The following is a 26,241-nucleotide window of genomic DNA, read 5'->3' as shown; positions in this document are numbered from 1 at the left end:
TCGACCGCGCGGTCGAAGAGGTCGTACGGGCGTGGGGGCGCCTGGACGTCGTGGTGCACGCGGCCGGAGTCGACGACCCGGAGGCGAAGCAGTGGATCGCCGAGGCGCTGCTCGACGAACGGCCGCCCGATGTCGTCACCCGGCTCGACGGGGCCGCCTGGCGGCGTGTCATGCGGGTCAACCTGGACGGCACCTTCCATGTCCTGCGTGCCGCGTTGCGGGTCATGGCGCCCCGCCGGTCCGGTGCGATCGTCACCGTTGGTTCTTCCTCGGCCTTCGATGCTCCGGTCGGCTATCCGCACTACGCGGCCTCGAAGGCCGGTGCGCACGCGTTGAGCCAGGCCGTCGCCAAGGAGGCGATCGCGTTCGGCGTCCGCGTGAACACGGTGGCGCCGGGGCCCACCGAGACGGGGATGGCGGCGCGGACGCCTGCCGCGCTGCGGCAGGACCTGGCCGATCCTCGGGTTCGGCCCTACGCGACGGCGGGGGAGATCGCCGATGTCGCGTTGTTCTTGGCGAGTGATGAGGCGGTGAATCTCGTTGGGGCGGTGGTGCTTGCCAACGGGGGGCGGTTCACGGTGTGAGGGGTCCGGGGGTGTGGATTCGATGATCGCTGCGGGTGTGTCGTGGCTGGTCGCGCCCACGCGGCGGAGCCGCACGATGTCACAGCCCCGCGCCCCTGAAGGGGCGCCCATGGAACTGGAGTTTGTTCGACCGAGGAGGCATGTGTGAACCGGCTCGATGTGGATCCGGCCGTGTTGCTGGAGAGCGAGGAGCGGCGTCAACTGCGGACGGTTCTGCGGGACTTGTTCGCCGAGAGCTGTGGGCCCGAAGAAGTGCGCAAGCAAGTGGAGAGTGCGCGCGGGCACGACCAGGCGCTCTGGGCTCGGCTCGCCGGGGAGATCGGGGTGCACGGGCTTGCTCTGCCGGAGGAGTACGGCGGTGGGGGTTACACCTTCGCCGAACTCGCCGTGGCTCTCGAGGAGGCCGGGCGTGTGCTGTGTCCGGCGCCGCTGCTGTCGACCGTCGTGCTGGCGGGGCACGCCTTGCTGGGGAGTGGCGATCGGCGGGCCTGTGAGCGCTGGTTGCCGGGGATCGCCTCCGGTGCGGTCACGGCCACGGTCGCCGGGTTCGTGCAGGCCGCCGATGTGACGGCCGAGCGCGGGCCCGACGGCTGGGTGCTGCGCGGGGAGGCAGACTTCGTGCCCGACGGCGAGGGCGCAGATCTGCTGCTGGTGGTGGCCCGGGCGCCGGACGGGGAGCGGCTGTTCGCCTGTGAACCGGTGCCGCCGCACGGGACGCATGGCTCGACCTGTGATCGCACGGCCCGTCGCGTTCTCGATCCCACCCGCCGCCAGGCGCTCGTCCGCTTCCGGGGAACGCCGGCCGAACCGGTCGGTGAGCCCGGGCAGGTGTCCGGAATCGTCGACGCCGTCCTCGGCGCCGGGCGGGTGGCGCTCGCCGCCGAGCATGTCGGCGGCAGTGCGCATGCCCTGGACGCCACCCTGGAGTATGTCTCGCAACGAACTCAATTCGGTCGGGCCATCGGCTCGTTCCAGGCGGTCAAGCACCGACTGGCCGATCTGCTGGTCGAGTTGGAAGGGGCGCGGTCGGCGTCGGCGTACGCGAGCGCCTGCCTGGCTGAGTGGACCCCCGAGTTGCCGGTCGCCGCGAGTGCGGCGGCGGTGGCCTGCACCGGCGCGTACCGCCTCGCCACGACCGAATACGTGCAGCTCCACGGCGGTATCGGCTTCACCTGGGAACACCCGGCGCATCTGTATGTCCGCCGAGCGCGGGCGGACGAGGCGCTGTTCGGCACCGCCGACGACCACCGTCTGCGGCTGGCCGGGCTGCTCGGCCTCACCGGCACTTCGGGCTGAGTGGCGGTTCCCGATCCATTGACAGGGGCATCTACTGCCCGCAGAATCGTACTGAATTCAGTTCAGTTTGGAGGAGCTCATGGCAGTCGAAGACGAGATCCAGTTCGAGCGGGACGGGCACGTCGCGCGGGTCTGGCTGAACCGGCCGCACAAGAAGAACTGCGTGACCGTGCCGATCCTCAACCGGCTCGACGAGATCATCACCGAGGTCGACGCCGACCCCGAGCTGCGCGTGCTGGTGCTGCGCGGGCGGGGCAACACCTTCTGCTCCGGGTTCGACCTGGACAGCCTCAAGGCCGAGTTCATCGGCAGCTCCACCGCCATCGACGTCGCCGTGCTGTCGGCGAAGGTCTGCGACCGGCTCTACTCGATGAAGACGCCGTCCATCGCCGTCCTCGAAGGCCATGTCACCGCGGGCGGCTTCGAGTTGATGATCTCCTGCGACTTCGCGATCGCCGCGGACGACGCCCTCATCGGCGACTTCCACATCCGCCGCGCACTGTTCGGCGGGGCAGGGCCCATCTACCGGGTGCCGCGCATGATCGGCGTCCGCAAGACCAAGGAGCTCATGCTCACCGGCAAGCTGCTCACCGGTGTGGAGGCCGCGGAGTTCGGGCTCATCAACTCCTCGGCGCCGGCGGACAAGCTGGACGCCACGGTCGAGGAGTTCTCCGACCAGCTGGTCGACAAGAGCCCGTTCACCATGTGGATCACCAAGATGACCATCGACCGCAGCCTCGACGCCGACATCCAGTCGCTGATGGTCATGGAGCACCTCGCGGTCGGCGTGATGCTCAACTCCGAGGACGCGGCGGAAGGTGTGGCGGCCTTCCTGGAGAAGCGGGAACCGCAGTGGAAGGGACGCTGAGCACCGCGGCCGACCCCGGGAGCCGACTCCGCGGCTCCCGGTGCGCCGACTGCGCGGTGGCCGTCTACCCCGCCGACCCGGCGTGCCCGCGCTGCGGGGGACCGGCCGAGCAGGTCGTTCTCTCCGGTACGGGCACGCTGTGGACGTGGACCGTCCAGCGGTACGCACCCAAGTCGCCGCCGTACGCCGTCCCCGCCGCCGGATTCGAGCCGTTCACCGTGGGATATGTCGAACTCCCGGAGGGTGTCCGGGTGTTGGCCGTGCTGGACATCCGGCCCGAGGACGCGGAGATCGGCATGCCACTGACCCTCGCGGCGGGGGACGGCGTGCCGAGGGCCGTGGGAGCCAGGGCATGAGCGCCGAAGAGGTGATGGTCTGCGGCGTAGGCATCACCTCCTTCGCCCGTACGGAGGACGACGGCAGGCAGCTCGCCGTGCGGGCCGTCCGATCCGCACTCGCCGACGCCGGGCTGCCCTGGTCCCGGGTGCGGGCGGCCTACGGCGGCAGCGACGCGGCAGGCAACGCCGACACACTCGTCAGCGAACTCGGCCTGACCGGCGTGCCGTTCATCAACGTCCGCAACGGCTGCGCCACCGGCGGCAGCGCCCTGGTGTCGGCCGTGGGCGCGATCCGCTCCGGCGCGGCGGACGTCGCCCTCGCCGTCGGCTTCGACAAACACCCGCGCGGCGCCTTCGACCCGCGGCCAGCCGACTGGGGGCTCGACGAGGCCTACGGGCGCGACGGGCTCATGGTCACCACCCAGTTCTTCGCCATGAAGATCCAGCGGTACATGCACGACCACCGCATCAGCGCCCGCACTCTCGCACTGGTCGCCGAGAAGGCGTACGCGAACGGGGTCCGCAACCCGCACGCCTGGCGCCGCAAGCCGGTCGACGCGGACGAGATCTTGGCGTCCGGCATGGTCAACGACCCGCTGACCCGGTACATGTTCTGCTCGCCCGGCCAGGGCGCGGTCGCCCTGATCCTGTGCAACCGCGCGGTCGCCGACGAGTTGGAAGGCATCCCGGTCGCACTGCGGGCCGCGGTCGTACGGACCCGGCGGTTCGGCTCCTTCGAGGTGTTCAGCCCCTGGGCGCCACCCGGGACACCGACCAGCGTGAGCGCGGACGCCGCCCGACTGGCCTTCGAGGAGGCCGGGTTGGGCCCGGGCGACATCGATGTGTGCCAGCTCCAGGACACCGAGAGCGGTGCCGAGGTGATGCACATGGCCGAGTGCGGGTTCTGCGAGCACGGCGAGCAGGAGCGGCTGATCCCCTCCGGCGCGACCGCGATCGGTGGGGCGCTCCCGGTCAACACCGACGGCGGCTGTATCGCCAACGGCGAGCCCATCGGCGCCTCCGGGCTCCGCCAAGTCCACGAGATCGTCCAACAGTTGCGCGGCAGGGCGGGCGAACGACAGGTGCCGGGCGAACCGGCGACGGGCTTTACCCACGTCTACGGGGCGCCGGGAGTCAGCGCCTGCACCGTGCTGACCCGTTGATCCCGGCACCTGATTCGCCGAAGGGAGGACCATGAGCGATATCCCCGAACCCGAGGAGTTCCGTGCCGAGGCCCGGCGCTGGCTGGCCGGCACGGCGGAGCGACGCGCCGCGCGCCAGGACTGGGGCAGCGGCGACGACTCGGTGGCCGTCTTCGAGAACTGGACCGAGACCGAGGAACGCGCACACACCGACCGGATACGGGACTGGGAGCGCACCCGGTACGACCAGGGCTGGGGCGCGCTCGACTGGCCGCCGGAGTACGGAGGCCGCGAACTGCCCTCGTACTACGAGCAGTTGTACCGGACCGAGGAGGCCGCCTTCGATGTGCCCCGGCGCACCGAGGTCTTCCCGGTCACCCAGCAGCTCGTCGCCCCCGCGATCCGCATCTGGGGCACCGACGAACAGAAGGCTCGCTGGCTGCGCCCCATGCTCCGCACGGACGAACTCGCCTGCCAGCTCTTCTCCGAGACGGAGGCCGGTTCCGACCTCGCCGCCGTCCGCACGCGAGCGGTTCGCGAAGGGGACGGCTGGCGGCTGCGCGGTCACAAGGTCTGGACGTCCGGCGCCCGCGTCGCCACCTGGGGTGTCGCCGTCTGCCGCACCGACCCGGACGTGCCCAAGCACGCGGGCATCACGGTCTTCCTGGTCCGGATGGACGCGCCCGGCGTGACCGTACGGCCGATCCGGCAGATGACGGGCGGCTCAAGCTTCAACGAGGTCTATCTCGACGACGTCTTCGTACCGGACGCCGACCGGCTCGGTCCGGTCGGGCAGGGCTGGCGGGTGACGCTCACCGTGCTCGCGGCCGAGCGGCTGGACTCCGGAAGCCTCGGACTGGACAACGCCGACCGTGCCCTCCACCTCGCCCGCCGACTGCCCCGCCCGCTCACCGGCGGTGAACGGCAGCAGGCGGCAGACCTGTTCGTCCGCACCCTCGTTCAGCGACTCATCGGACTGCGCGTCACGGCAGCCGTGGCCGCCGGCCGTGAACCGGGCGCGGAGGCCTCCGTCGGCAAACTCCACGCCACCGCGACCATGCGGGCCACCACCGACCTCGTGCAGCAGCTGCTCGGACCGCGGCTGGCCGCCGACACGGGGGAGTGGGGAACGTTCGCCTGGACCGAGCATCTGCTCGGCGCCCCCGGATACCGCATCGCCGGCGGCAGCGACGAGATCCAGCGCACGATCCTGGCCGAGCGAGTGCTGGGACTGCCCAAGGAGCCGAAAGGAGCGGTGAGTTGAGTACCGCGACCGATGTGACGGCACTCGCCGGACGGGTGCGCGAGCGGCTCGCCGTCAGGCATCCGGGCGTGCCGTTCGGCGAGTTGCGCACCCTGCCCGGCGGCCACTCGGGGCTCACCTACTCGATCGCGGCGGGACCGGCCTCGTACGTCGTGAAGGCGGTGCCGCCCGGGCAGCGGCCCGTCGGTCGCAACGACGTGCTCCGCCAGGCCGAGGTGCTGCGTGCCCTGACCGGATCGCCGGTCCCCGTACCGTCCGTGGTCGCCGTCGACGAGCGGGAACCGGCCTGGTTCGCCATGGAGTTCGTGGACGGCGAGGCGGTCGAGCCGGTCCTGGACGAGCACCCGCTCGATCCAGGTCTGTGCCGGACACGGATGCTGGCCCTGGCCGGGGTGCTGAGGGATCTGCACGGCTCGAAGACCGAGGTCACCTCGGAACTCCTCGATCCGGCAGGCGAGTTGGAGCGATGGGGACGCACCATGCGGGCCGTGCCGGAGGAACTCCGGCCGGGTGCGGAGGAGTTGTTGAGCCGCCTTGCCTCCACGGTCCCGGAAGGCATGGCACCCACCCTGACCCATGGCGACTTCCGGCTTGGCAACGTCCTGTGCCAGGGAGCGCGACCCGCGGCCGTCGTCGACTGGGAGATCTGGGCCCTCGGGGACCCTCGTATCGATCTCGGCTGGTTCCTGCTCTTCGCCGACCACCGGAACTTCCCTCGACTGGGGCGTCCGGTACCGGGCCTGCCCACCGAGGAGGAGCTGCTCGCCGCCTACGCGGACGGCCGCACCGAACTCCCTGATCTCGCCTGGTTCCGTGCCCTGGCCCGCACCAAGATGGCCGCGATCATGGGCCACAACCTGCGCAGACACCGCGAGGGCAAGCACCACGACCCCGACCAGGAGCGGCTGCCGCCGACCATCGCGGCGATGATCCGCACCGCGCTCGACATCCTCGCGCAACGGTCTTGAAGGAGCACCACCATGGATTTCGGACTCTCCCAGAGGACCGACGAACTCCGCTCGCGCATGGCCGCGTTCATGGACGAGTACGTCTTCCCCGCGGAGCCCGTGTACGACCGGCAACTGGCCCAGGCGGGCAACCCGCATGAACTGCCACCGGTCATGCGCGAGTTGAAGGAGAAGGCGCGCGCCGAGGGGTTGTGGAACCTCTTCCTCGCACACGGAGACCTGGGCGCGGGCCTGACGAACCTCGAATACGCGCCGCTCGCCGAGCTGGCCGGGCGGTCGGTCATCGGCCCCGAGGTGTTCAACTGCTCGGCCCCGGACACCGGCAACATGGAACTGCTCTCCCTGTTCGGCACACCTGAGCAACAGGACCGCTGGTTGCGGCCGTTGCTCGCGGCCGAGATCCGGTCGTGCTTCGCGATGACCGAGCCGGAGGTCGCCAGCTCCGACGCGCGCAACATCCGCACCCGGATCACCCGCGACGGCGACGAGTACGTCGTCAACGGCCACAAGTGGTACACCTCCGGAATCCTCGATCCGGACTGCCGGCTGATCATCCTCATGGGAGTGACCGACCCGGACGCGCCCACGTACCGGCAGCAGAGCATGCTGCTGATCCCGTGCGACACCCCCGGCATCACCGTCCTGCGCGATCTGCCGATGTTCGGCTACACCGACCGCTGCGGCCACGGCGATGTCCTCTTCGAGGACGTACGGGTGCCTGTGTCAGGCCTGTTGGGTGGTGAGGGGGAGGGATTCGCCCTGGCCCAGGGGCGGTTGGGGCCTGGCCGCATGCACTACGCCATGCGCGCCGTCGGATTCGCCGAGCGGGCCCTGGAGTTGATGTGCCGCCGGACCCTGACCCGTACCGCCTTCGGCGGTGCCCTCGCCGAGCAGGGTGTCGTCCGCGAGTGGATCGCCCGCAGTCGCATCGAGATCGAGCAACTGCGGCTGCTGGTCCTCAAGTCCGCCTGGCTCATGGACACGTCGGGCAACGCTGCCGCCCGTACCGAGGTCTCCGCCATCAAGGTGGCCGCGCTGGAGGTCGCCCACCGGGTGGTCGACCGGGCGGTCCAGGCGCACGGGGCCGCGGGGGTCAGCGACGACACCGTACTGGCGCGGCTGTTCGCCATCACCCGGGCGCTGAAGATCGCGGACGGGCCCGACGAGGTGCATCTGCGGACCGTGGCACGCCGTGAACTGACCAAGTACCGCGAGGAGTCGGCATGAGCGGACACGCACTGAACGGCCGTGTCGCCGTGATCACCGGCGGTTCCCGGGGCATTGGCCTGGGCATCGCCAAGGCGTACCGGGAGGCGGGAGCCCATGTGGTGATCGCCGCCCGCAAACCGGACGGACTCGCCGTCGCACGCGAGGAGTTGCTCCGGGTCAAGGGCGACGGCGAGGTGCACGAGGTGGTCGCCAACGCCGGGGAACCGGACGACGCCGAGCGCTGCGCCGAGGAGACCATGGCACGGCTCGGCCGTCTCGACATCCTGGTCAACAACGCGGCCACCAACCCGTACATGGGCGACCTGCTCGACCTCGACCTGCCGCGCGCGGAGAAGACCGTACGGGTCAACCAGTACGGCATGATCGCCTGGACCCGGTGCGCCTGGCGGGCGTGGATGGCGGAGCACGGGGGAGCGGTCGTCAACATCGCCTCGGTCGGCGGGCTCATCGTCGACCCGCACATCGGCTGGTACAACGCCACGAAGGCGGCGATGCTGCACATGACGCGGCAGCTCGCGTACGAACTCGGGCCGCGGGCACGGGTGAACGCGATCGCGCCCGGTCTGATCAAGACCGAACTGGCGCGGGCCGTCTGGGAGCCGAGGGAGCCGATCCTCACCGCGAAGCTGCCGCTGCGCAGGCTGGGCACGGTGGAGGACGTGGCGCACGCCGCGGTGTTCCTCGCCTCCGACGCGTCGGCGTGGATGACCGGCCAGACGCTCGTCCTGGACGGCGGGGCGACCGTGCTGCCGATCGGGGTGGACGCATGACGACGGCCTCACCGACGAACCGGGACACGGACCTCTTCTCGCTGCACGGCCGGACGGCCGTCGTCACCGGGGCCTCCTCAGGGCTCGGGGCCCGGTTCGCGACCGTCCTGGCCGCCGCCGGCGCCACGGTGTTCGCCGCGGCCCGCAGACCCGACAGGCTGAAGGAACTGGCCGACGAGGATCCGCGCATCCACCCCGTCGTCTGCGACGTCTCCCAAGAGGCGGACCGGGTGCGACTGGCCGAGACCGTGCTGGCAGCCGGCGGACGCTTCGACATCCTCGTCAACAACGCGGGGGCACCGGGAGCGGTGAGGGCACAGGACGAGAGCGCCGACGACTTCGCGGACGTACTGGCCGTGAACCTGGTGGCCGCCTTCCACCTCGCCCGGCTGCTGGCCGAGGCGCCGCCCTCCGGCCGTACGCGATCCATCGTGAACGTCTCGTCCGTCCTCGGGCTGGTCTCCGGTGCCCCGATGGGCGGCGCCGCCTACGCCGCCTCGAAGGCCGGACTCGTCGGGCTGACCCGTGAACTGGCCGGTCAGTGGGGGCAGTCGGGGATCCGCGTCAACGCCCTGGCCCCCGGCTGGTTCCGCACCGAGATGACTCACGAGTTGTTCGCGGACGAGCGGTCCCGGCGGTGGGTCGAGCGCGGCACGATGCTCGGCCGGGGCGGTGAACAGGGCGAACTGGACGGGGCGTTGCTCTATCTGGCCTCGGACGCGTCCTCGTACTGCACCGGGCAGGTGCTCACCGTGGACGGCGGGTGGACGGCGCGATGAGGGTGACGGTCGAGGTCGGCGCTGACGGGGTGGCGCGCGTCCAGATGTGCCGCGGGGACGGCAACGCGATCGACCTGGCGATGGCCCGGGCACTGCTGGAGGCCGCGCGCGAGTGCGAGCGGGCGGGAGCACGGGCCGTGCTGCTCACCGGGCAGGGGCGGTACTTCTGTGTCGGAGGCGACCTGAAGGAGTTCGCGGCCCTCTCCGGTGATCGGCTGGTCGCGCACCTCACCGAGGTCACCGACGCGCTGCACGGAGCGCTGCGGATCCTCGCCGGTCTGGACGCGCCGCTGGTGACGGCCGTGCAGGGGAGCGCGGCGGGCGCCGGGCTGGGGCTCGCCGCGGCGGCCGACCTGTGCTTCGCGGCCTCGGACGCCGGCTTCACGGCCGCGTACACCGGCATCGGGTACTCGCCGGACGCCGGGGTCAGCTGGTCGCTGCCCCGGCTCGTCGGACCGAGGCGGGCGATGGACCTGCTGCTGACCAACCGCCGGATCCCGGTCGCCGAGGCCCTGGACATGGGGCTGGTGAGCAGAATCGTCGCGCCGGAGCGGCTGGACGAGGAGGCCGCCGAGGCAGCGAGCGCGCTGGCGCGCGGGGCCACGGGGGCGTACGGGGCGACGAGGCGGCTGGTCGCGAGATCGCTCTCGGCGGGGTTCGGTGAACACCTCGACGCGGAGGCCCGCCAACTGGCCGCCGCCGCGGTCTCCGCCGAGGGGCGGGAAGGCGTGGCCGCGTTCCTCGCCAAGCGCCGGCCCGACTTCACGCACGCCCCGGTCCCATGAGCACCGGGGTCGGGCCGGTCGCCCCTCTTTCATTCGCAACCGGCTCTCCAATCGCAACCGGCCTTCCATTCGTGACCGACTTGAACTTGGGTCTACTCTCGGACACCCGAGCGGTGATCGGAGCCGCCCGTGGTGAGAAGAGGGAGAGACGATGGTGAGCGCGCGGATCGTGGATCCGGACGAGGGGCCCAGGTCCAAGCGGGCCGCGATTCTCGTGGCGGCCGTGGAGCGGTTCGGGGAGGACGGCTACGAGAACACGAAGTGGTCCGAGGTCGCCGACCGGGTGGGCATCGGGCAGACCGCCCTGTACCACTACTTCGAGTCCAAGGCCCACTGCCTGCTGACCATCATGCGCCTGGAGCTGCAGCGCTCCCACGACATGTTCGTCGAGGCCACGGCCGGGAAGTCGGAGCCGGTCGAAGAGCTGCGCGCGGGGGTCCGCACCGCCTTCTCGGTCACTGAGCAGGAGATCCGCCAGATGCGCATCCTGCAGGCCAACATGTCCCTGCTCGCCACCCCGCGGAAGTCCAAGCGCGAGGAGACCGAGCGTGTCGCCGCCCGCCAGCTGGTGCAGATGGTCGAGCGGGACTGGACGAACCTGCTGATGCGCGGCATGTCCAAGGGCGCCTTCCCGGTCCGGGACGCGCACACCCTCGGGCTCGCCGTCCTCGGAATGATCGTGAGCGTCTGGCGCTGGTACCGCCCGAGCGGAGCGATCCCGCTCCCGGAGATCAGCGACATGATCGAAGGATGCGTGGTGCGCATGGTCGCCGAGTAGTAGTCCCGGCGGCCGGGCACGTCCCGCCTCTTGCCGGAGGCGGGGCACCCGTCTTACATTCAAACTGAAGTGAACTCAGGTTGTTTTAGGAACGCTTGCGGAAACGTTGACAGGAACGCTGAGGAGAACGATCAGCATGGTGCTTCGCGCATACATGGCCGCCATGGACGGCCAGGATCCCGACAAGGCCCTGGAACTCCTGGAGCCCGACTTCCGCTTCCTCATCGCGCTTCCCGGAGGGCAGCGGGCCGGGGAGTCCCGCGAGGACTTCGCCGGTTACATCGCCGGGCGTGCCGCGGTGGACCGTACCCACGAGATCGTTCGGTCCGCGGTCGACGGGGACGTCGAGACGGTGTACGGCTTCGTGGTCGAGAAGGGCGTGACCATGGGCGCCTTCCTGTCCGCCGCACAGATCTCGCCCGCCGGGCTGATGGCGCGCTACCAGTCCTTCTTCACCACCGACTTCGACCTGGTGGACCGGCCATGACCACACAGTCCCGCGATTCCCAGTCCGCCGCTTCCCACTCCATGGATTCCCAGCCCGCTGCCCCGCAGCCCGGCGCCTCCTTCCTGACGACCTGGTTCGCGATCCTGGACAGCGAGGACGCCGACCGGATCCTCGACCTGATCAGCGACGACTTCTCGTTCGCCATCCTGTTCTCCACCGGCGGCGACGGCGCGACCGACTTCAACGGCGGCCGGGCCGAGATGGAGGGCTACCTCGCCCAGCGCGAGGTGGGTGTCCGCACCCACCATCTGCTCTCCGCGAGCACCGTCGGCCGGGACGAGCTGTTCCTGGGCGAGGTGCGGCGCCACGGTGAGCTGGAGGCGACCTTCGTGGCCTCCGCGCGCCTGACCGACACGGGCCGGGTGCGGAGGCTGCTCATCGGGCGCTCCCCGTCCGTGCTGTTCACCTGAGGAGTCCCGAGAGTCCCGAAGCCCGAGAAGTGTGAGGAGAGACGATGTACAACCTCGTGCTGCTGGCCGCCCGGCCGTCGGACTGGACCCATGAGCGGTTCATCGACTGGTGGCGCGGCGACCACGCCGAACTGACCCGCACCCTGCCCGGACTCAGGTCCTGGCGGCACACCGAGATCGACACAGCACTCGAACCGCGCTCCGAGGGCTGGGACGGCGTCTCCGTCCTGGGCTTCGACACCGCGGAGGACCTGCGCAAGGCCCTCGACAGCCCCGAATGGGCGGCGGCCGTCGCCCAGGTCGGCGACATGAAGGGTCGCCGGATCGCGGTCATGGGCGGCGAGAAGGACATGCTCGCGGGCTGAGCGGGCTTCGAGCGGGCCGAGTGCGTCGGCTGGCTGCTGGCTGGGTGGCCGGCCTGCCGGGACGAACATCACCATCTTTCGCGCGACGAGGCGAGGAAGCGGATGCGACAGACAGTACGAGCTTTCCAGGAGCGGGCCGACGAGGCCGACTTCACGGCCGTCGTCGACGACGTCGGACCGCACACCGCGCGCGAACTCCTGGTGCGCGCGGCCGACCTGGCCGACACCATGACACCTGACGGAACACCCGGCGGTACCGTCCTCCTCCAGGCCGACAACACCTGGCGCACCGTCGCGGCGACCCTCGCCGTGGGGATGACCGGCGGTGTCCTGGCCCTGGTCAACCGGCACACGACCCGTGCGGAGTTCGCCGCCGCCCTGGAGGACATCCGTCCCGACGTCGTGATCGCCGAGCCGGCCGCCCTCCAGGAGTGGCACGGCCGGGAGGGCCTGCCGGGTGCGTGGCAGGTCGAGGCCCTGGACGGCTGGACGGTCCTCGCCGGCCGAGGTCCGCGCGATGTCTCCCGCTGGTCCGGCGGCGCTCTCATCGGCCTCACGTCCGGCTCGACCGGACGGCCCAAGGGCGTCGTCCAGTCCGAGAGCTCTCTGCGGTACGCCTGCTTCAGCACCGCCGACATCAACGGACTGCGTGACGGTGACGCGGTGGCCGCGGTCGTCCCCCTCTCCTCCACAGCCGCGTACTGCTTCGGCGTCTGCATGGCGCTCATGCTCGGCGGACCGCTAGTCCTGAGCGGGCGATGGGACCGCGAGGAGGTCCTCGTGCGGATGGCGGCCCACGACGTCCGGTGGACCATGTGCGTGCCGACGATGGCCCTCCAGATGGGCTCGGCGGCTGCCGGATCGCGCGTCCTCGAAGGGGTCCGGTCGATCACCGTCGGCGGCGGCCCGATGGACCGCGGCGCGCTCGCCCGCGCCGAACGCTCCCTCGGTACGAGGATCCTGCGGGTGTTCGGCATGTCCGAATGCCTGGGACACACTTCGCCGAGCCCCGATGACCCCGAGGAACTCCGCCTGGACCGCGACGGCCGCCCCTTTCCCGGCACCGAGCTACGAGCCGTAGCCCCCGACGGAACGGTCCTGGGCCCCGGCCGGACCGGCCGGGCAGAGGTCCGCGGCCCTTCCCTCTTTCTCGGCTACGCCCGCGACGGCAAGGTCGAGCCGCCCACCCTCACCCCGGACGGCTTCTTCCCCACCGGAGACCTGCTCATGACCGGCGACGACGGCACGGTCACCATCATGGGCCGCGAGAAGGACGTCATCATCCGCGGTGGCCGGAACCTCGACATCACCGAGATCGAGCGCGCAGTCGCCGGGCACCCGTCGGTGGCCCGCGTCTGCGTGACACCCGTACCGGACCCGCTGCTCGGCGAACGCGCCGCCGTCCTGATCGTGCCCGAGGACAGCGGCGACGCACTCGGCCTCGACGAGATCACCGCGCACCTCGCCGGCACCGGCCTGTCCAAGGCCAAGTGGCCCGAATTCGCCTTCACCGTGGGCGAGTTGCCGCAGACGACCGTCGGCAAGCTCGACCGGTCGGGAGCCCGCGAACTCGCACGCGAACTGCATGCACGGCTCTCCGCGGAATCGGAACCAGAGCTGGAACCGGAACCGGAAGCGGGACCGGCGCAGGATCTGGAACAACAACCCCCTCGTCAAGGAGACGCATGACCACCCCCACGACCCGCGTCACCCCCTTCGACCGCGGCAGGTGGGCGGAAGCAGGCGCCGAGACCGTACGTCCCGGTGTCCACCGCATCCCGCTGCCGCTGCCGGACGACGGACTGCGGGCCGTCAACGTCTACGCCCTCGAAGGGCTGACGGAAGGGGTGGTGCTGATCGACGGGGGATGGTCGATCCCCGAGTCCCGCAAGGCACTTGAGGACGCGCTGGGCGGGCTCGGCCACGACCTCGGCGCTATCAGCCACGTCCTGGTCACCCACATTCACCGCGACCACTACACCCAGGCCGTCGAACTGCGCAGACTGCTCGGCTCCCGGGTCTACCTGGGTTCCGGCGAGCGCCGAGGCCTGGAACTGCTGGGGGAACTGCGCACGGACCAGCCGGTCGGCTCACTTGGGACACTGCGCCGGGCCGGCGCCCACGAACTCGCCGAGCGCATCGCCGCGATGGACCACGGCGGCTTCGACCCGAGCGTGTGGGAGGCACCGGACCGCTGGCTGGAGAGCGAGGAACTCCCGTTCGGGGAAGTCAGGTTGACGGTCGTGCCCACACCCGGCCACACCCGCGGCCACGTCGTCTACCTCGACCGGGCCCGGGGCCTGCTGTTCTCCGGGGACCACGTGCTGCCGCACATCACCCCCTCCATCGGCTTCGAACTCGGCGGCGGCACACTGCCGTTGGGCGCCTACCTCGCCTCGCTGCGGCTGATGACCACACTCTCCGACGCCCGGCTGCTGCCCGCGCACGGCCCGGTCGGCGACAGCGTCCACGCACGCGTCGGCGAACTGCTCGCCCACCACGACGACCGGCTCACCGAGACGCTCACGGTCCTCGGCGACCGTACGCTCAACGCCCATGTCGTGGCGGGGGAGTTGGGCTGGACCCGGCGCAAGGTGGCCTTCGGCGACCTCACCCCGTTCAACCAGATGCTCGCCGTCAGCGAGACCGCGGCACACCTGGACGTCTTGGTGGCCGACAGCCGTGCGCGCCGCACGCAGGAGGACGGCGTCGACCTCTACGCCGTCGTCCCCGCCACTGCCTAGCGAACCGCTCGCCGAACAGGCCGCACCAGCACCCTGAGACATCACAGGATGTGCCCGTCCCCGTTGGATGCCAAGGTCGATGACCATGACCATCGAACGGAGGAACCGATGCTGACGTCACGGCAACTCAGGTCCCGAACAGGCTCGGCGGCCGTCGCGGGGGCGGCCACCGTCCTGCTCGCCGGGGCCGGGCTGCTCGCGGCCACGCCCGCCCAGGCAGCGCCGCGTCCGTGCCCGGGAGCAGGCGCGGGTGACCCGGCCCGCTGCGCCCAGGTGACCGGCATCGACCCGGGCTCGGCCCTGGTGATGCGTACCGCACCGAACTACGGCGCGACGCCGGTGGCCCGTTGGGGCAACGGGCAGTGGCTGGAGGTCAACTGCTGGACCACCGGCGACCCGGACGCGGACGGCAACGGCTACCGCTACTGGATGAAGGTCTCCACAGGGAGCTCCAGCGGCTACGTCAACGACTGGTATCTCGACACCGGCGGCCCCAGCACCTGGAAGCCGCTGATCCGCCAGTGCTGACCCGGCCGACCCCTCGGAAGGACCCTTCATGGACCACACGAACCACGTGAACCAGTCGAACCAGCCTCTCGCATCGAACCCCGGGCCGCGGCCGAAGTGGCGTCTGCGCGGTCTTGTGGCCACGGGAGCCGTGCTCACCGCCACGGCCTCGGCCGTCCTGGTCGGAGCCGGCCCGGCGGGCGCCGCCATCCACCAGTGCAGCATCTCGGGCGACCGGACCAACTGCGCGTACGTCACCGGCATCGAAGCGGGCTCCCACCTGGCCGTACGTACCGGCCCGAGCTACGGGGCCGCGAAGTCGCCCGTCTTCGGGCAGTACCACAACGGGGACCAACTGGGCCTCATCTGCTGGACGACCGGCGACCCGGACACGGACGGCAACGGCTACCGCTACTGGATGCGGGTCGACAACGGAATCGGCGACGGTTACGTCAACGACTGGTACCTGGACACGGGCGGCCCGGGCACCTGGAAGTCCCAGATCCCGCAGTGCTGAGCCGGACCGTGCGACCCACCGCGCGCACTGCGGGTGGGGTGGGTCGCACGGCCCGTACCCCGTATGACGGGACCGCCCGGTCGGATCCCGGTCCCGCTCATCGCGCCGTCCAGCCCCCGTCGACGTACAGCTCCGAGCCGGTCATGAAGCTCGCGTCGTCGGAGGCGAGGAACGCGACGGTCGCCGCGACCTCCTCGGATGTGCCGAGGCGGCCGAGCGGGGTGCCGTCGAGCATGGCGGCCAACCGGGGCGTGTCGCGCCACAGTTCACGGGAGCGGGGCGTCTCGATGAAGCCGGGATGCAGGGAGTTGACCCGTACGCCGCGCTTCGCCCAGTGCAGCGCGGCGTTCTTCGTCATCAGACGTACGGCTCCTTTGGCCGCGTGATACGAGAACTGGGCGCCGAAGCCGCCGACCGTGCCGAAGATCGACGCGACATTGACGATCGAGCCGCCGCCGGAGCGCTCGATGGCCGGGCCGCCGTGCTTCATACCGAGCCAGACTCCGGTCTGTGTCACGCCGATGACCCGGTCCCAGGTCTCCTGGGTCTCCGTTTCGACGGTGCCCATCGCGGCGATGCCGGCGTTGTTGACCAGCACGGACAGACCCCCCAGCTCGGCGGTCGCGCGGGTGACGACCGCTTCCCAGGCCGACTCGTCGGTGACGTCCAGGGCCAGGCCCACGGCACCGCCCCCGACCTCCTCGGCGAGTTTCGCGCAGCGGTCCGCGTCGACATCGGTCACCACCACGGCCGCGCCCTCGACCGTGAGCCGCCGTACGACCGCTTCGCCGATTCCTCCGGTCGCGCCGGTCACCAGCGCCACCTTCCCGGCCAGTCTCGCTTCCATCGTGTCTCCCACGTGCTCAGCCCTTGACGCCGCGCCAGGCCAGCGCGCCGCCGTCGATCACGTACGAGGAGCCCGTGATGAACGCCGCGTCGTCGGACGCCAGGAAGCAGGCGAGCCGGGCCACCTCCTCCGGCCGTCCGAGCCGGTCCACCAACTGCGGTGCGGTCAGCTCCCGTTCCATCGCGTCACGGTCCTCGGCCGCCGCGAAGAAGTCCTGCGCGAGCGGTGTGTCGATGACGCCGGGGCAGAAGCAGTTGCAGCGCACGGGGGCCAGATCGACGGCGGTGACCTTGGTCAGATGGATGACGCCCGCCTTCGTGACGCCGTAGGCGGGGGCGTTGGGGAATCCGGTGAGGCCGGAGACGGACGCGGTGTTCACGATCGCAGGGCCGCGCCGGGAAGCGCGCAGGAAGGGCGCCGCGTACTTGGTGGTGAGCCACACGGCCTTGAGGTTGACCTCGTAGACCGCGTCCCACACCTCCTCGGCGAGCGTCTCGACGCTTCGGCCGGGGTCGGCCGTGAACGTGGACTCGATCACCCCGGCGTTGTTGACCAGCACGTCGAGCCCGTCGAACCGCTCCGCCGACCGCGCCACCATCGCCTCGATGTCGTCACGCACGCGCAGATCGCAGACGATGGACTCGGCCTTCGCCCCCGCCGCGCGCACCAGCTCGGCCGTCTCGGCGGCGGTTTCGCCGTCCCGGTCGGCGACGGTGACCGCCGAGACCCCCTGCCGGGCGAACTCCACGGCGATCGCCCGTCCGATGCCCTGGCCCGCCCCGGTGACGAGGGCGGTCTTGCCGTCGAGAGAACCCACCATGCCGTTCGCTCCCGTCCGTAAGCCGTCGGATCCAGGCAACTGAACCAACTTCAGTTCGAAAGCGAGTCTAGGTCCGGGGACGCGAGGGCGACAAGGCTCGGGACAGGCCTTCGCCCGCCCCTCCACCGTGCCCGGCGCCGCCCGGTGGAGGGGCCGGACCCAGGGAGGCAGCCGTATGGCCGCCGAGGTCCCCTCCGTGGCCGCGCGGACCAGTTCGCGCCGAGCGCCCGGTGCATAGGTTTCCGGCAACACCGGCGAAGTGCGAGGAGAAAGGAGGCGGGCTCGTGGAGAAAACGCAGTACGACACCTGTGTCATAGGGGCGGGACCTGCCGGGCTGGCGGTCGCGAGGGCCCTGGCCGAGAGGAACCTGCCCTACACGCACCTGGAGCGGCACACCGGGCCCGGCGGCATCTGGGACATCGACAACCCCGGCAGTCCGATGTACGAGTCGGCCCACTTCATCTCCAGCAGGACGCTCTCGGGATACGGCGGCTGGCCGATGCCCGACCACTTCGCGGACTATCCCCCGCATCGCCAGATCCTGTCGTACCTGCGCTCGTTCGCCGACGCCTACGGACTGACGGACCGGATCGAGTTCGGCGTCGGTGTCGAGGGCGTCGAGAAGAACGCGGACGGGACCTGGACCGTCACCCGGGCCGACGGACAGCAGAGCCTGCACGGCGAGGTCGTGGTGTGTACGGGCGCACAGTGGCATCCCAACCTCCCCGAGTTGCCTGGTGACTTCACCGGCGACGTCCGCCATACGGTCGGCTTCCGCAGCGCGGAGGAACTGCGCGGAAAGCGGGTGCTGGTCGTGGGCGCGGGCAACTCCGGCTGTGACATCGCCTGCGACGCGGCGCGCAGCGCGGACCACGCGGTGATCAGCATGCGGCGCGGCTACTGGTTCATCCCCAAGCATCTGTTCGGGCGGCCGGTGGACACCATCGCGGCCGGCGGGCCGAAGCTGCCGATGTGGCTGGAACAGCGGGTCTTCGGCGCCCTCCTGCGGATCGTCAACGGCGACCCGAGGCGCCTGGGACTGCAGAAGCCGGACCACAGGCTGTTCGAGACACACCCCGCGGTCAACTCGATGCTGATCCACCACCTCCAGCACGGGGACATCACCGCCAAACCGGGGATCGCCCGCGCCGAGGGCAGCACCGTGTACTTCACCGACGGCACGAGCGACGACTTCGACCTCGTCCTGATGGCCACCGGCTATCTGCACAAGGTGCCGGTCGCGCAGAAGTACTTCGGCGACGAACAGCACCCCGACCTGTACCTGTCGTCGTTCTCCCGCGAGCACCAGGGGCTGTTCGGTGTCGGCTTCATCGAGACCAACTCCGGCGCGTACCAACTCTTCGACACCCAGGCGCAGTTGATCGCCGGGTACGTTCACGACACGCGGCACGGGCTGCCGAACGCGGAGCGCTTCGCGCAGATGATCCGCAACGACCGGCCGGACCTGACCGGGGGCCTGAAGTTCGTCGCCTCGCCCCGCCACACCGGCTACGTCGACAGCGCGACCATCGTGAAGCACCTCGGCAGGATCGCGGCCCGGATGGGCTGGCGCACCGAGGGGCAGCCGCCTCCGGTGAAGTCCCCGCGGCGTGCGGAGGTGGTGTCGTGAGCGGCTTCGACTTCACCGACAAGGTCATGCTGGTGACCGGCGGCGCAGGCGGCATAGGCAGCGCGATGTGCCGTCGTTTCGCCTCCGGCGGTGCCCGCTGCGTGGTCGTCGACATCGACGCGGCCCGTGCCGAGAAGACCGCCGACGAACTGCCCGGCGCCGGGCACTTGGGCATCGGCTGCGACGTCCTGGACCGTGCCCAGGTGGAGCGTCTCTTCGACCTGGTCGCCGACACGTACGGCCGGCTCGACGTCCTCGTCAACAACGTGGGCATGACCAGCGCCGAACGCTTCGACGTCCGCAGCGTCGAGAGCATCGAGCGGGAGATCACGCTCAACCTGATCTCCCCGCTGATCGCGACCAGGATCGCGATCCCCCTGCTCCAGGCATCCCGGGACGCCCGCGTGGTCACCACCGTCTCCCTCGGCGGGATCTTCCCGCTGGGCGAGACCCCCATCTACACGGCCTCGAAGTTCGGCCTGCGCGGCGCGATGCTCTCCATCGGGCTCGACCTGCGGAGCAAGGGCATCCTCGCCGGGTCGGTGCTCCCGTCGGCCACCGACACCCGGATGCTGCGCCAGGAGGCCGTGGACGGCGGAAACTCCATGCAGTTCCAGGACCAGCCTCAGCAGCCCGCCGACGTCGTGGCGGCCGTGGTCAGCCTGTTGGACAGGCCCCGGCTGGAGGCCTACGCCCGGCCCGGTGAGTCGTGGCTCGTCCGGTTCGCGATGCTCGCGCCGAACCTGCTGCCCAGGCTCTTCCCCCTGTTCCGCAAGCGCGGCGACCGCGGCATGGCCCGCTATCTGGAGGACCTGCGCAGCAGAGGGCTGGCGTGCCGGGTCGACGACCGATGGGAACTGGTGGAGGAGGCATGACCACAGTGGAGAGCCGGTCAGTACTGCGCGTTCTCAACCCCACGACGGGGGAGCTGAACACCACGCTCCCCGCCGCGACGGCCGAGGACGTCGCCAAGGCCGCCGAGCAGGCCCAACAGGTCTTCGACTCGGGAGTCTGGTCGCGGTTGCCGGTCCGCGAGCGGAGCGCGGTGCTGCTGCGGCTGGCCGGTCTGATGGAACGCGACGCCGAGCTGCTGGCCCGGCTGGACAGCGAGGACGCGGGCAAGCCGATCTCCGAGTGCCGGGCGGGTGACGTACCCGGCGCGATCGAGTCGATCCGCTGGTTCGCGGAGGCGGCCGACAAGGTGTTCGGCCGCGTGGCACCCACCGGATCCGACAGCCTGGGCCTGACGACCCGGGAGCCCATCGGGGTCGTCGCGGCGATCCTGCCGTGGAACTACCCGCTGGCCATGACCGCGTGGAAGGTCGGGCCCGCGCTGGCTGCCGGAAACTGCCTGCTGGTCAAGCCTGCCGAGGCGACCCCGCGTTCGGCGCTGCACCTGGCCGGGCTCGCCGCCGAGGCCGGCCTCCCGGACGGTGTCCTCACGGTCCTGCCCGGATACGGCCCGGTCACCGGGACCGCCCTGGCCCGCAGCCCCCTCGTCGGAGCGCTGTCGTTCACCGGGTCCACCGACACCGGGCGGCGGATCCTCAAGGACGCGGCCGAGACCAACTTCAAGCGCGTCTCGCTGGAGATGGGTGGCAAGAGCCCCCAGGTGCTGATGGCCGACGCCCTCGCCTACGGGGACGATCTCATCGACGGCATGATCGAGGCCGCGTTCCTGACCATGGGCCAGAACTGCACGGCGGGCTCCCGCGTCCTGGTACATCGGAGCATCGCCGACGACGTCCTGGCCCGGTTCACCGTCGCCGCGAGGGACCTGGTCATCGGCGACCCGGCCGACCCCCGGACGCACATCGGCCCTCTGGTCAACCGTGCCGCCTTCGACCGGGTCGCGGGAGCCGTGGAGGCGGCCCGCGCCGCCGGAGCCCACATCCACACCGCGGGCCTGCCCGACGGTCTCCCGCCGCGCGGCGCCTACTACCCGCCGACCGTCGTCACCCACGCGCCCGAAGGCAGCGACGTCCTCACCAAGGAGCTGTTCGGGCCGGTCGTGACGCTGCAGACCTTCACGTCGGAAGCCGAGGCGATCGCCCTGGCCAACGCCACCCCGTACGGTCTCGCCGCCTCCGTGTGGACCCGCGACCTCGACGCCGCCCTCCGCCTGGCCCGCGGCATCCAGGCCGGGGTCGTCTCGGTCAACTCCTACAGCGAAGGCGACATCACGACCCCCTTCGGCGGCTGGAAGGAGTCCGGCTTCGGCGGCGCGGAGAAGTCGACGAACGCCTTCGAGCGGTGGACCAGGGAGAAGACCATCTGGATCCGGAGCCGCTGACCGACCAGCCGAGCACGGGGGCGTACTGCCGCTTACAGGGCGCCCCCGTCCGGCGTCAGCCCAGGGCAGGTCCCTCGGCGCCCAGCATGTCCTCCCGAAGCCGCCGCGATGAGGTGCCGTGCCAGCGGCGCACCGCTCGACGCAGGGTCCGCTCGTCGGAGAAGCCCGCCTGATGGGCGATGTCACGCAGGGTCAGTTCCGGGCGCCGCAGCAACTGTTCGACGCGCTCCCTGCGCACTCCGTCCACGAGAGCCTCGTACGTGGTGCCGCAGTCGGCAAGCCGCCGCCGGAGCGTGCGCTCGCTGGCCGCGTGCCGACGTGCCTGCTCGGCGAACGACGGCACCACCGGCAGGCTCTGCGCGATGGAGATCTCCATGACCTCCAGCAGCTCCTGGTGGTGCCGACGCGAGGCCATCTGCTCGTCGAGCGTCTCCAACGCCGACGCGAACGTCACCGGATCCCGGCCCGGCATCGGGGCCCTGGCCCACACGGGATCGATGACGACACGGCTGACCGGGACGCCGAAGCGGACCGGACAGCCGAAGAAGGCGCCGTACGGGTCGCCGTGGGCCGGCGCGGGGAAGGCGAACTCCGCCACGCGTGGGCCGAATTCGGGGCCGACGGTCAGCCGGGCCAGCGTGACCGCGGAGGTCAGCGCCTCCTCGATCAGGAAGACGGCGACACCCGGATCCATGGCGGGATCGGGCAGGTCGGCGCGGATGGCGAACCCGTCGTCCTCCTCGCCGGCCGACCACACCACCATCGCCCCGGACAGGTTCTGGTACGTCACCCCGGTCTCGGCGGCCTGCCGCAGGTTCTCCGCGGCCATGAGCGCGAAACCGAGCAGCCCCCAGGCGGTCAGGTGCTGCGCCGCGCCCACCTTCATGCCCAGGTGCGCGTCACCGGTGAGCTCCAGGGCCCGCCGGATCACCGCGCTGCCCTGACGGTAGGAGACCCTGAGGGCCGCCGAACGCATCAGGGTCTCGCTCAGACCGACCTGCTCCAGATGCGGCCGCAGGTCGACACCGCGCTCGAAGGCGACCGAGGTGAGATAGCGCAGGATGTTCGGCTGGATCGTGGCCGATGTGCTGCGGCTGGTTCCCGCGGGGGCCGCCGGGACGTCTGCGACGGGCATCGCGCTCACCTCCTGCCTGGGAGCACCGATCTTCTGCTTGGGCACACCCACTTCCTGCCTGGGCGCACCACTGTAGGCGGGCGGGACCCCAGCGGCAGGAGGTCTGGCCGGTGAAGTCCCCTGTCCGGCCCCTGGAGCCCCTCGCGTCCGGCCCCTGTCGTCCCGCGCGCCCGGCTCAGCCCGGTTGCCTGATGCTCTCGATGATGCGGGCGAAGCTCTCCTCTCCGTGGCCTGCGTCGATCTGGCGTCGGATGAGCCGCTGGACCATGCCGACGACCTCGGTGCCGATGCCCTGGTCGGAACTGGCGGCCAGGAGATGGTCGAGGCTGGAGAACTCGAGGCTCTGCTGTCCGGCGACGGTGTAGTCCCCGCCGTCGACGACCGCGGCGAACCCTTCGAAGGCACCGGTCATGGCGGCCAGCCACGGCGTGGCCAGGGCGGCGAACTCGCGCGCTGTCACACCGGCCGGCGCGACCATGGCGGCGCCGTGCGCGAATCCGGCGAACATGACGTACATGCCCGCGAGCAGGGCGAGGTCGTACAGGGACGCCAGCCCGGCGTCCTCACCGAAGTAGGTACTGGTACCCCACAGTTCGAGCAACGGCTTGTACTCGTCGAAGACCTCGGCCGATCCGCTGTAGAGGATCGATGACCCGGGCCCGCCGATCATGTCCGGTACGGCCATGATGCCGCCGTCGAGATACGTGACCCCGGCCCGGGCGGCCCAGTCGGCCAACTCCCGTGACTGAGCCGGTGACGTCGTGGTCACGTTGACCAGGGTTCGTCCGGCCAGCTCGTCGGAGAGCGGATCGAGCACCTCGTGGACCGACGCCTGGTCCAACAGACATACGACCACGAGTTGGCCGGCCCGGACCGCGTCCCGTGCCGTGGCGGCCACCTCCGCGCCCTGCGCGACGAGTTCGTCCGCCTTCCCCGGAGAGCGGTTCCAGCAGGTGGTCGCGTATCCGGCCTTCACCAGGGCGCCCGCGAGAGCGGTGCCCATCGCACCCAGCCCGAGAACACTCACCTGGACACTGTTGTCGGTCGTCATTTCCGGCGTTTCCCCTCGTGTTTGCGGTTCGGTTCGATCCTCTCCGGGGCCGGTAGGGTTGACCAGTACGGACTAATTAGTCGGGTACTCACCTGTTGGTAAGTACCCCTTGGGGTTCAAGTGCCCCTTGGGGTTTGGGTCTTGGGGGACGGATGGCGACCTCGGCACGACGTGGTCCCTATTTCTGCGGCATCGACGCGGCCATGGACGTGGTCACCGGCAAGTGGAAGTCGCTGATCCTGTGGGAGCTGGACCACTACGGGGTCCGCCGGTTCGCCGAGCTGCGCCGCGGACTGCCGGGCGTCAGCGAGAAGATGCTGATCCAGCATCTGCGGGAGATGGAGGAGGACGGGCTCGTCCATCGTGAGGTGTACCGAGAGGTGCCGCCGAAGGTCGAGTACTCCCTGACGGAGCACGGCGTCTCGCTCAACGCCGCCCTGGCCTCCCTCGGGGCGTGGGGCACCGAGCGCATCCGGCGGATCGGCGCCGAGAAGGTCTCCGCCGATGTCACGGAGACCCCTCAGAGCTAGGCACCTGGGCTTCCGGGCAGGGCCAACCGGCTGCTTGGCAGACCAACCGGCTGCCGGGCAGGATCACCCCGTGCCGGGCAGGATCAACCGGCTTCCGGCAGCGCGCGGTTGAGGATCGCGTCCAGGTCGGCGGAGGCGGGGAGCGTGCCGAAGGCGTGTCCCCAGTCGCCGCCGAGGCGGGTCGCGCAGAAGGCGTCGGCGACGGCGGCCGGGGCATGGCGGACCAGGAGCGAGCCCTGCAGGGCCAGCGCCATCAGCTCCACCAGCCGGCGGGCGGCCGTCTCGGCGCCGTCCGGGTCGGACAGCCGGCCCTTGAGCCGGAGCACGGCCGCGTCGAGCCGGGCGTCGGCCCCGTGCGCCAGGGCGAGTTCGGTGAACAGGGCATCGGCGGTGTCGGGAGACCGGCCGAGGGCACGCAGCACATCGAGGGCGTTGACGTTGCCCGACCCCTCCCAGATGGAGAGCAGGGGCGCCTCGCGGTAGTGGCGGGGCATGCCCGACTCCTCCACATAGCCGTTGCCGCCCAGGCACTCCAGGGCTTCGGCGGTGAAGGCCGGGCCGCGCTTGGTCACCCAGTACTTGCCGACGGCGGTGGCGATCCTGCGGAACGCCGTCTCCTGCGCGTCGCCGCGGATCGACCGGTCGGCGGCTCCCGCGAGCCGCAGGGTGAGCGTCGTGGCGGCCTCGGACTCCAGCGCCAGGTCGGCCAGTACGTTGCGCATGAGGGGCTGGTCGATCAGCAGCGCCCCGAAGGCGCCGCGGTGCTTCGTGTGGTGGCCCGCCTCCACGAGGGTCTTGCGCATGAGCGTCGCGCTCATCATCACGCAGTCCAGCCGCGTGCAGTTGACCATCTCGATGATCGTCTTCACGCCCTGGCCCTCGGGGCCGACCAGCCAGGCGACGGTGTTGTCGAACTCCGGCTCCGAGGAGGCGTTGGAACGGTTGCCGAGCTTGTCCTTCAGCCGCTGGATACGGAACGTGTTGCGGGTGCCGTCCGGCAGGATCCGCGGCACGAGGAAGCAGGACAGGCCGCCGGGCGCCTGGGCGAGAACCAGGAACACGTCGCACATCGGCGCCGACGTGAACCACTTGTGGCCGCGCAGCGTGAACACGCCCGGCTCGGCCGTCGGCGCGGCCACCGTCGTGTTGGTACGGACGTCCGAGCCGCCCTGCTTCTCCGTCATCCCCATGCCCGCCAGCAGCCCGCGCTTCTCGCCCGGGACGCGCAGCCCCGGATCGTAGACCCGGCTGACCAGCAGAGGTTCGTAGACAGCGGCCAGCTCGGGCTGGCGCCGCAGAGCGGGTACGGCCGCGTACGTCATCGAGGTGGGGCAGCCGTGTCCGGCATCGGTGTGGCCCCACACCAGTCCGCCGGCGGTGCGGGCGACATGGGCGCCGGACCTGTCGTCCGCCCAGGGGGAGGCGGCCAGGCCCTCGGCCACCGCCACGCCCATCAGCCGGTGCCAGCTCGGATGGAAGTCGACCTCGTCGATCCGGTTGCCGAAGCGGTCGTGCGTACGCAGCTCCGGCTCGTGGCGGTTGGCCTGCTCGCCCCACAGCTGGGCCTCTTCACCGCCGGCCACACGCCCCAGACGCCGTACGTCCTCCTCGGCCCAGCCGGCGCCCTCGCGGCGCAGCCCCTCCAGCAGGGCCGCGTCGTCGGAGGCGTCGTACGGAGTCAGGGGCGGGGCCTGGTTGGTGACGTCGTGCGTGGCGGACTGCTCGGGCGCGAGTATCGGGACCATGCGGTCAGTGTTGCACTGCCGCTGCGGTCGCATCAAGGATGTAACACGCTGCTTCTGGGGCGTGCTCCTGCCCACGCGGGTGGCACCGAACGCATGCCTGGCGGGGCCGCGCCCGCGTCCCGCCTCACCTGACCGGGCACAATGCGACCCATGCGGTCCATGCGGATGAACGCCACCCAGTCGCCGGACGACGTCGAACTGCGCCCACTGTCCGCGCGGTCGGTCGTCCTGAGCCTGCTGCTCGGCGTGCATCCGCCGGAGCTTCCGGTGCGTGACCTGGTCCGCAGCGTCGAACCCTTCGGTATCGCCGGCTCCACGCTGCGGACCAGGTCACGC

At 70.9% G+C, this 26,241-nt stretch carries 28 protein-coding genes and 1 pseudogene; 24 read left to right on the top strand and 5 right to left on the bottom strand.

Going from position 1 to position 26,241, the window contains the following annotated elements; all coding sequences use genetic code 11:
* The 19 genes from AOK17_RS41035 to AOK17_RS40945 form a co-directional block, all read left to right on the top strand.
* On the top strand, window positions 1–584 hold a 584-nt coding region (locus AOK17_RS41035; protein ID WP_055617731.1), incomplete at its 5' end, for an SDR family NAD(P)-dependent oxidoreductase.
* A gap of 144 nt (window positions 585–728) precedes the next feature.
* Window positions 729–1,880: an acyl-CoA dehydrogenase family protein gene (locus AOK17_RS41030; RefSeq protein WP_055617730.1), complete on the top strand. Its 1,152-nt coding sequence runs from the start codon at window positions 729–731 to the stop codon at window positions 1,878–1,880.
* A gap of 79 nt (window positions 1,881–1,959) precedes the next feature.
* Window positions 1,960–2,748 carry an enoyl-CoA hydratase/isomerase family protein gene (locus AOK17_RS41025; protein ID WP_055617729.1) on the top strand — a complete coding sequence of 263 codons (789 nt, stop codon included), beginning with the start codon at window positions 1,960–1,962 and terminating at the stop codon, window positions 2,746–2,748.
* Window positions 2,733–3,104 carry a Zn-ribbon domain-containing OB-fold protein gene (locus tag AOK17_RS41020; RefSeq protein WP_055617728.1) on the top strand — a complete coding sequence of 124 codons (372 nt, stop codon included), beginning with the start codon at window positions 2,733–2,735 and terminating at the stop codon, window positions 3,102–3,104. Before AOK17_RS41025 ends, AOK17_RS41020 begins: the two co-directional genes overlap by 16 nt.
* On the top strand, window positions 3,101–4,249 hold the full coding sequence (locus tag AOK17_RS41015; protein WP_055617727.1) for a thiolase family protein: 1,149 nt from the start codon (window positions 3,101–3,103) through the stop codon (window positions 4,247–4,249). The genes AOK17_RS41020 and AOK17_RS41015 overlap by 4 nt, the downstream gene beginning before the upstream one ends.
* 31 nt (window positions 4,250–4,280) lie before the next feature.
* A complete protein-coding gene (locus AOK17_RS41010) occupies window positions 4,281–5,492 on the top strand; it encodes an acyl-CoA dehydrogenase family protein (RefSeq protein WP_055617726.1) in 1,212 nt (403 codons plus the stop codon).
* Window positions 5,489–6,460, top strand: coding sequence for a phosphotransferase family protein (locus AOK17_RS41005; protein ID WP_079053575.1), 972 nt, complete (start codon window positions 5,489–5,491; stop codon window positions 6,458–6,460). Before AOK17_RS41010 ends, AOK17_RS41005 begins: the two co-directional genes overlap by 4 nt.
* A gap of 12 nt (window positions 6,461–6,472) precedes the next feature.
* Entirely contained in the window at window positions 6,473–7,687 is a 1,215-nt protein-coding gene (locus tag AOK17_RS41000; protein WP_055617725.1) for an acyl-CoA dehydrogenase family protein, read from the top strand.
* The gene (locus AOK17_RS40995; protein WP_055617724.1) at window positions 7,684–8,460 is read left to right on the top strand and encodes an SDR family oxidoreductase; all 777 of its coding nucleotides are present in this window, start codon (window positions 7,684–7,686) and stop codon (window positions 8,458–8,460) included. The genes AOK17_RS41000 and AOK17_RS40995 overlap by 4 nt, the downstream gene beginning before the upstream one ends.
* Window positions 8,457–9,239 carry an SDR family NAD(P)-dependent oxidoreductase gene (locus AOK17_RS40990; RefSeq protein ID WP_055617723.1) on the top strand — a complete coding sequence of 261 codons (783 nt, stop codon included), beginning with the start codon at window positions 8,457–8,459 and terminating at the stop codon, window positions 9,237–9,239. Before AOK17_RS40995 ends, AOK17_RS40990 begins: the two co-directional genes overlap by 4 nt.
* Window positions 9,236–10,024, top strand: a complete 789-nt coding sequence (locus tag AOK17_RS40985; protein WP_055617736.1) for an enoyl-CoA hydratase/isomerase family protein — start codon at window positions 9,236–9,238, stop codon at window positions 10,022–10,024. The genes AOK17_RS40990 and AOK17_RS40985 overlap by 4 nt, the downstream gene beginning before the upstream one ends.
* A 151-nt stretch (window positions 10,025–10,175) precedes the next feature.
* On the top strand, window positions 10,176–10,802 hold the full coding sequence (locus AOK17_RS40980) for a TetR/AcrR family transcriptional regulator (protein ID WP_055617722.1): 627 nt from the start codon (window positions 10,176–10,178) through the stop codon (window positions 10,800–10,802).
* A gap of 136 nt (window positions 10,803–10,938) precedes the next feature.
* Window positions 10,939–11,289 carry a nuclear transport factor 2 family protein gene (locus tag AOK17_RS40975; RefSeq protein ID WP_055617721.1) on the top strand — a complete coding sequence of 117 codons (351 nt, stop codon included), beginning with the start codon at window positions 10,939–10,941 and terminating at the stop codon, window positions 11,287–11,289.
* Window positions 11,286–11,720 (top strand): hypothetical protein, encoded by a 435-nt coding sequence (locus tag AOK17_RS40970; RefSeq protein WP_245697687.1) that lies wholly within the window; start codon window positions 11,286–11,288, stop codon window positions 11,718–11,720. Before AOK17_RS40975 ends, AOK17_RS40970 begins: the two co-directional genes overlap by 4 nt.
* 44 nt (window positions 11,721–11,764) lie before the next feature.
* On the top strand, window positions 11,765–12,085 hold the full coding sequence (locus AOK17_RS40965) for an EthD family reductase (RefSeq protein WP_055617720.1): 321 nt from the start codon (window positions 11,765–11,767) through the stop codon (window positions 12,083–12,085).
* Window positions 12,086–12,187: 102 nt separating this feature from the next.
* Window positions 12,188–13,774 (top strand): class I adenylate-forming enzyme family protein, encoded by a 1,587-nt coding sequence (locus tag AOK17_RS40960; protein WP_079053574.1) that lies wholly within the window; start codon window positions 12,188–12,190, stop codon window positions 13,772–13,774.
* Window positions 13,771–14,829, top strand: coding sequence for an MBL fold metallo-hydrolase (locus tag AOK17_RS40955; RefSeq protein WP_055617719.1), 1,059 nt, complete (start codon window positions 13,771–13,773; stop codon window positions 14,827–14,829). The genes AOK17_RS40960 and AOK17_RS40955 overlap by 4 nt, the downstream gene beginning before the upstream one ends.
* A 108-nt stretch (window positions 14,830–14,937) precedes the next feature.
* Window positions 14,938–15,357 carry a hypothetical protein gene (locus AOK17_RS40950; RefSeq protein WP_055617718.1) on the top strand — a complete coding sequence of 140 codons (420 nt, stop codon included), beginning with the start codon at window positions 14,938–14,940 and terminating at the stop codon, window positions 15,355–15,357.
* Between the two features lie 28 nt (window positions 15,358–15,385).
* Complete coding sequence (locus AOK17_RS40945) at window positions 15,386–15,853, top strand: hypothetical protein (RefSeq protein ID WP_055617717.1); 468 nt, start codon at window positions 15,386–15,388, stop codon at window positions 15,851–15,853.
* A 97-nt stretch (window positions 15,854–15,950) separates the two neighbouring features.
* Here AOK17_RS40945 and AOK17_RS40940 read toward each other — a convergent pair whose 3' ends face one another.
* Window positions 15,951–16,700, bottom strand: a complete 750-nt coding sequence (locus AOK17_RS40940; protein WP_055617716.1) for an SDR family NAD(P)-dependent oxidoreductase — start codon at window positions 16,698–16,700, stop codon at window positions 15,951–15,953.
* A gap of 16 nt (window positions 16,701–16,716) precedes the next feature.
* Window positions 16,717–17,520 (bottom strand): SDR family NAD(P)-dependent oxidoreductase, encoded by an 804-nt coding sequence (locus AOK17_RS40935; protein WP_055617715.1) that lies wholly within the window; start codon window positions 17,518–17,520, stop codon window positions 16,717–16,719.
* 284 nt (window positions 17,521–17,804) lie between these two features.
* Between AOK17_RS40935 and AOK17_RS40930 the strand changes: the two genes are divergently transcribed.
* From AOK17_RS40930 to AOK17_RS40920, 3 genes are read left to right on the top strand one after another with little or no spacing between them, the layout of a single operon-like run.
* A complete protein-coding gene (locus AOK17_RS40930) occupies window positions 17,805–19,151 on the top strand; it encodes a flavin-containing monooxygenase (protein ID WP_055617714.1) in 1,347 nt (448 codons plus the stop codon).
* The gene (locus AOK17_RS40925; protein WP_206190921.1) at window positions 19,148–20,026 is read left to right on the top strand and encodes an SDR family NAD(P)-dependent oxidoreductase; all 879 of its coding nucleotides are present in this window, start codon (window positions 19,148–19,150) and stop codon (window positions 20,024–20,026) included. The genes AOK17_RS40930 and AOK17_RS40925 overlap by 4 nt, the downstream gene beginning before the upstream one ends.
* The gene (locus tag AOK17_RS40920) at window positions 20,002–21,444 is read left to right on the top strand and encodes an aldehyde dehydrogenase family protein (RefSeq protein WP_079053573.1); all 1,443 of its coding nucleotides are present in this window, start codon (window positions 20,002–20,004) and stop codon (window positions 21,442–21,444) included. Before AOK17_RS40925 ends, AOK17_RS40920 begins: the two co-directional genes overlap by 25 nt.
* Window positions 21,445–21,499: 55 nt before the next feature.
* Here the strand turns inward: AOK17_RS40920 and AOK17_RS40915 are convergent, their stop codons facing one another.
* Complete coding sequence (locus AOK17_RS40915) at window positions 21,500–22,579, bottom strand: AraC family transcriptional regulator (RefSeq protein ID WP_055617733.1); 1,080 nt, start codon at window positions 22,577–22,579, stop codon at window positions 21,500–21,502.
* A 175-nt stretch (window positions 22,580–22,754) separates the two neighbouring features.
* Window positions 22,755–23,630, bottom strand: coding sequence for an NAD(P)-dependent oxidoreductase (locus AOK17_RS40910; RefSeq protein ID WP_055617712.1), 876 nt, complete (start codon window positions 23,628–23,630; stop codon window positions 22,755–22,757).
* A gap of 152 nt (window positions 23,631–23,782) precedes the next feature.
* On the opposite strand from AOK17_RS40910, the gene AOK17_RS40905 reads away from it, so the two are divergent.
* On the top strand, window positions 23,783–24,160 hold the full coding sequence (locus tag AOK17_RS40905; RefSeq protein ID WP_055617711.1) for a winged helix-turn-helix transcriptional regulator: 378 nt from the start codon (window positions 23,783–23,785) through the stop codon (window positions 24,158–24,160).
* Window positions 24,161–24,243: 83 nt separating this feature from the next.
* Here the strand turns inward: AOK17_RS40905 and AOK17_RS40900 are convergent, their stop codons facing one another.
* A complete protein-coding gene (locus tag AOK17_RS40900; protein ID WP_055617732.1) occupies window positions 24,244–25,905 on the bottom strand; it encodes an acyl-CoA dehydrogenase family protein in 1,662 nt (553 codons plus the stop codon).
* Window positions 25,906–26,064: 159 nt separating this feature from the next.
* On the opposite strand from AOK17_RS40900, the pseudogene AOK17_RS40895 reads away from it, so the two are divergent.
* Window positions 26,065–26,241 (top strand): annotated as a pseudogene (locus AOK17_RS40895) (PaaX domain-containing protein, C- domain protein); the annotation flags it as partial.

This window comes from Streptomyces phaeochromogenes (assembly GCF_001418655.1).
Lineage (GTDB): Bacteria > Actinomycetota > Actinomycetes > Streptomycetales > Streptomycetaceae > Streptomyces > Streptomyces phaeochromogenes.
The sequence above is the reverse complement of the archived record's forward strand: the minus strand, read 5'-3'. Positions and strand labels throughout refer to the sequence as shown.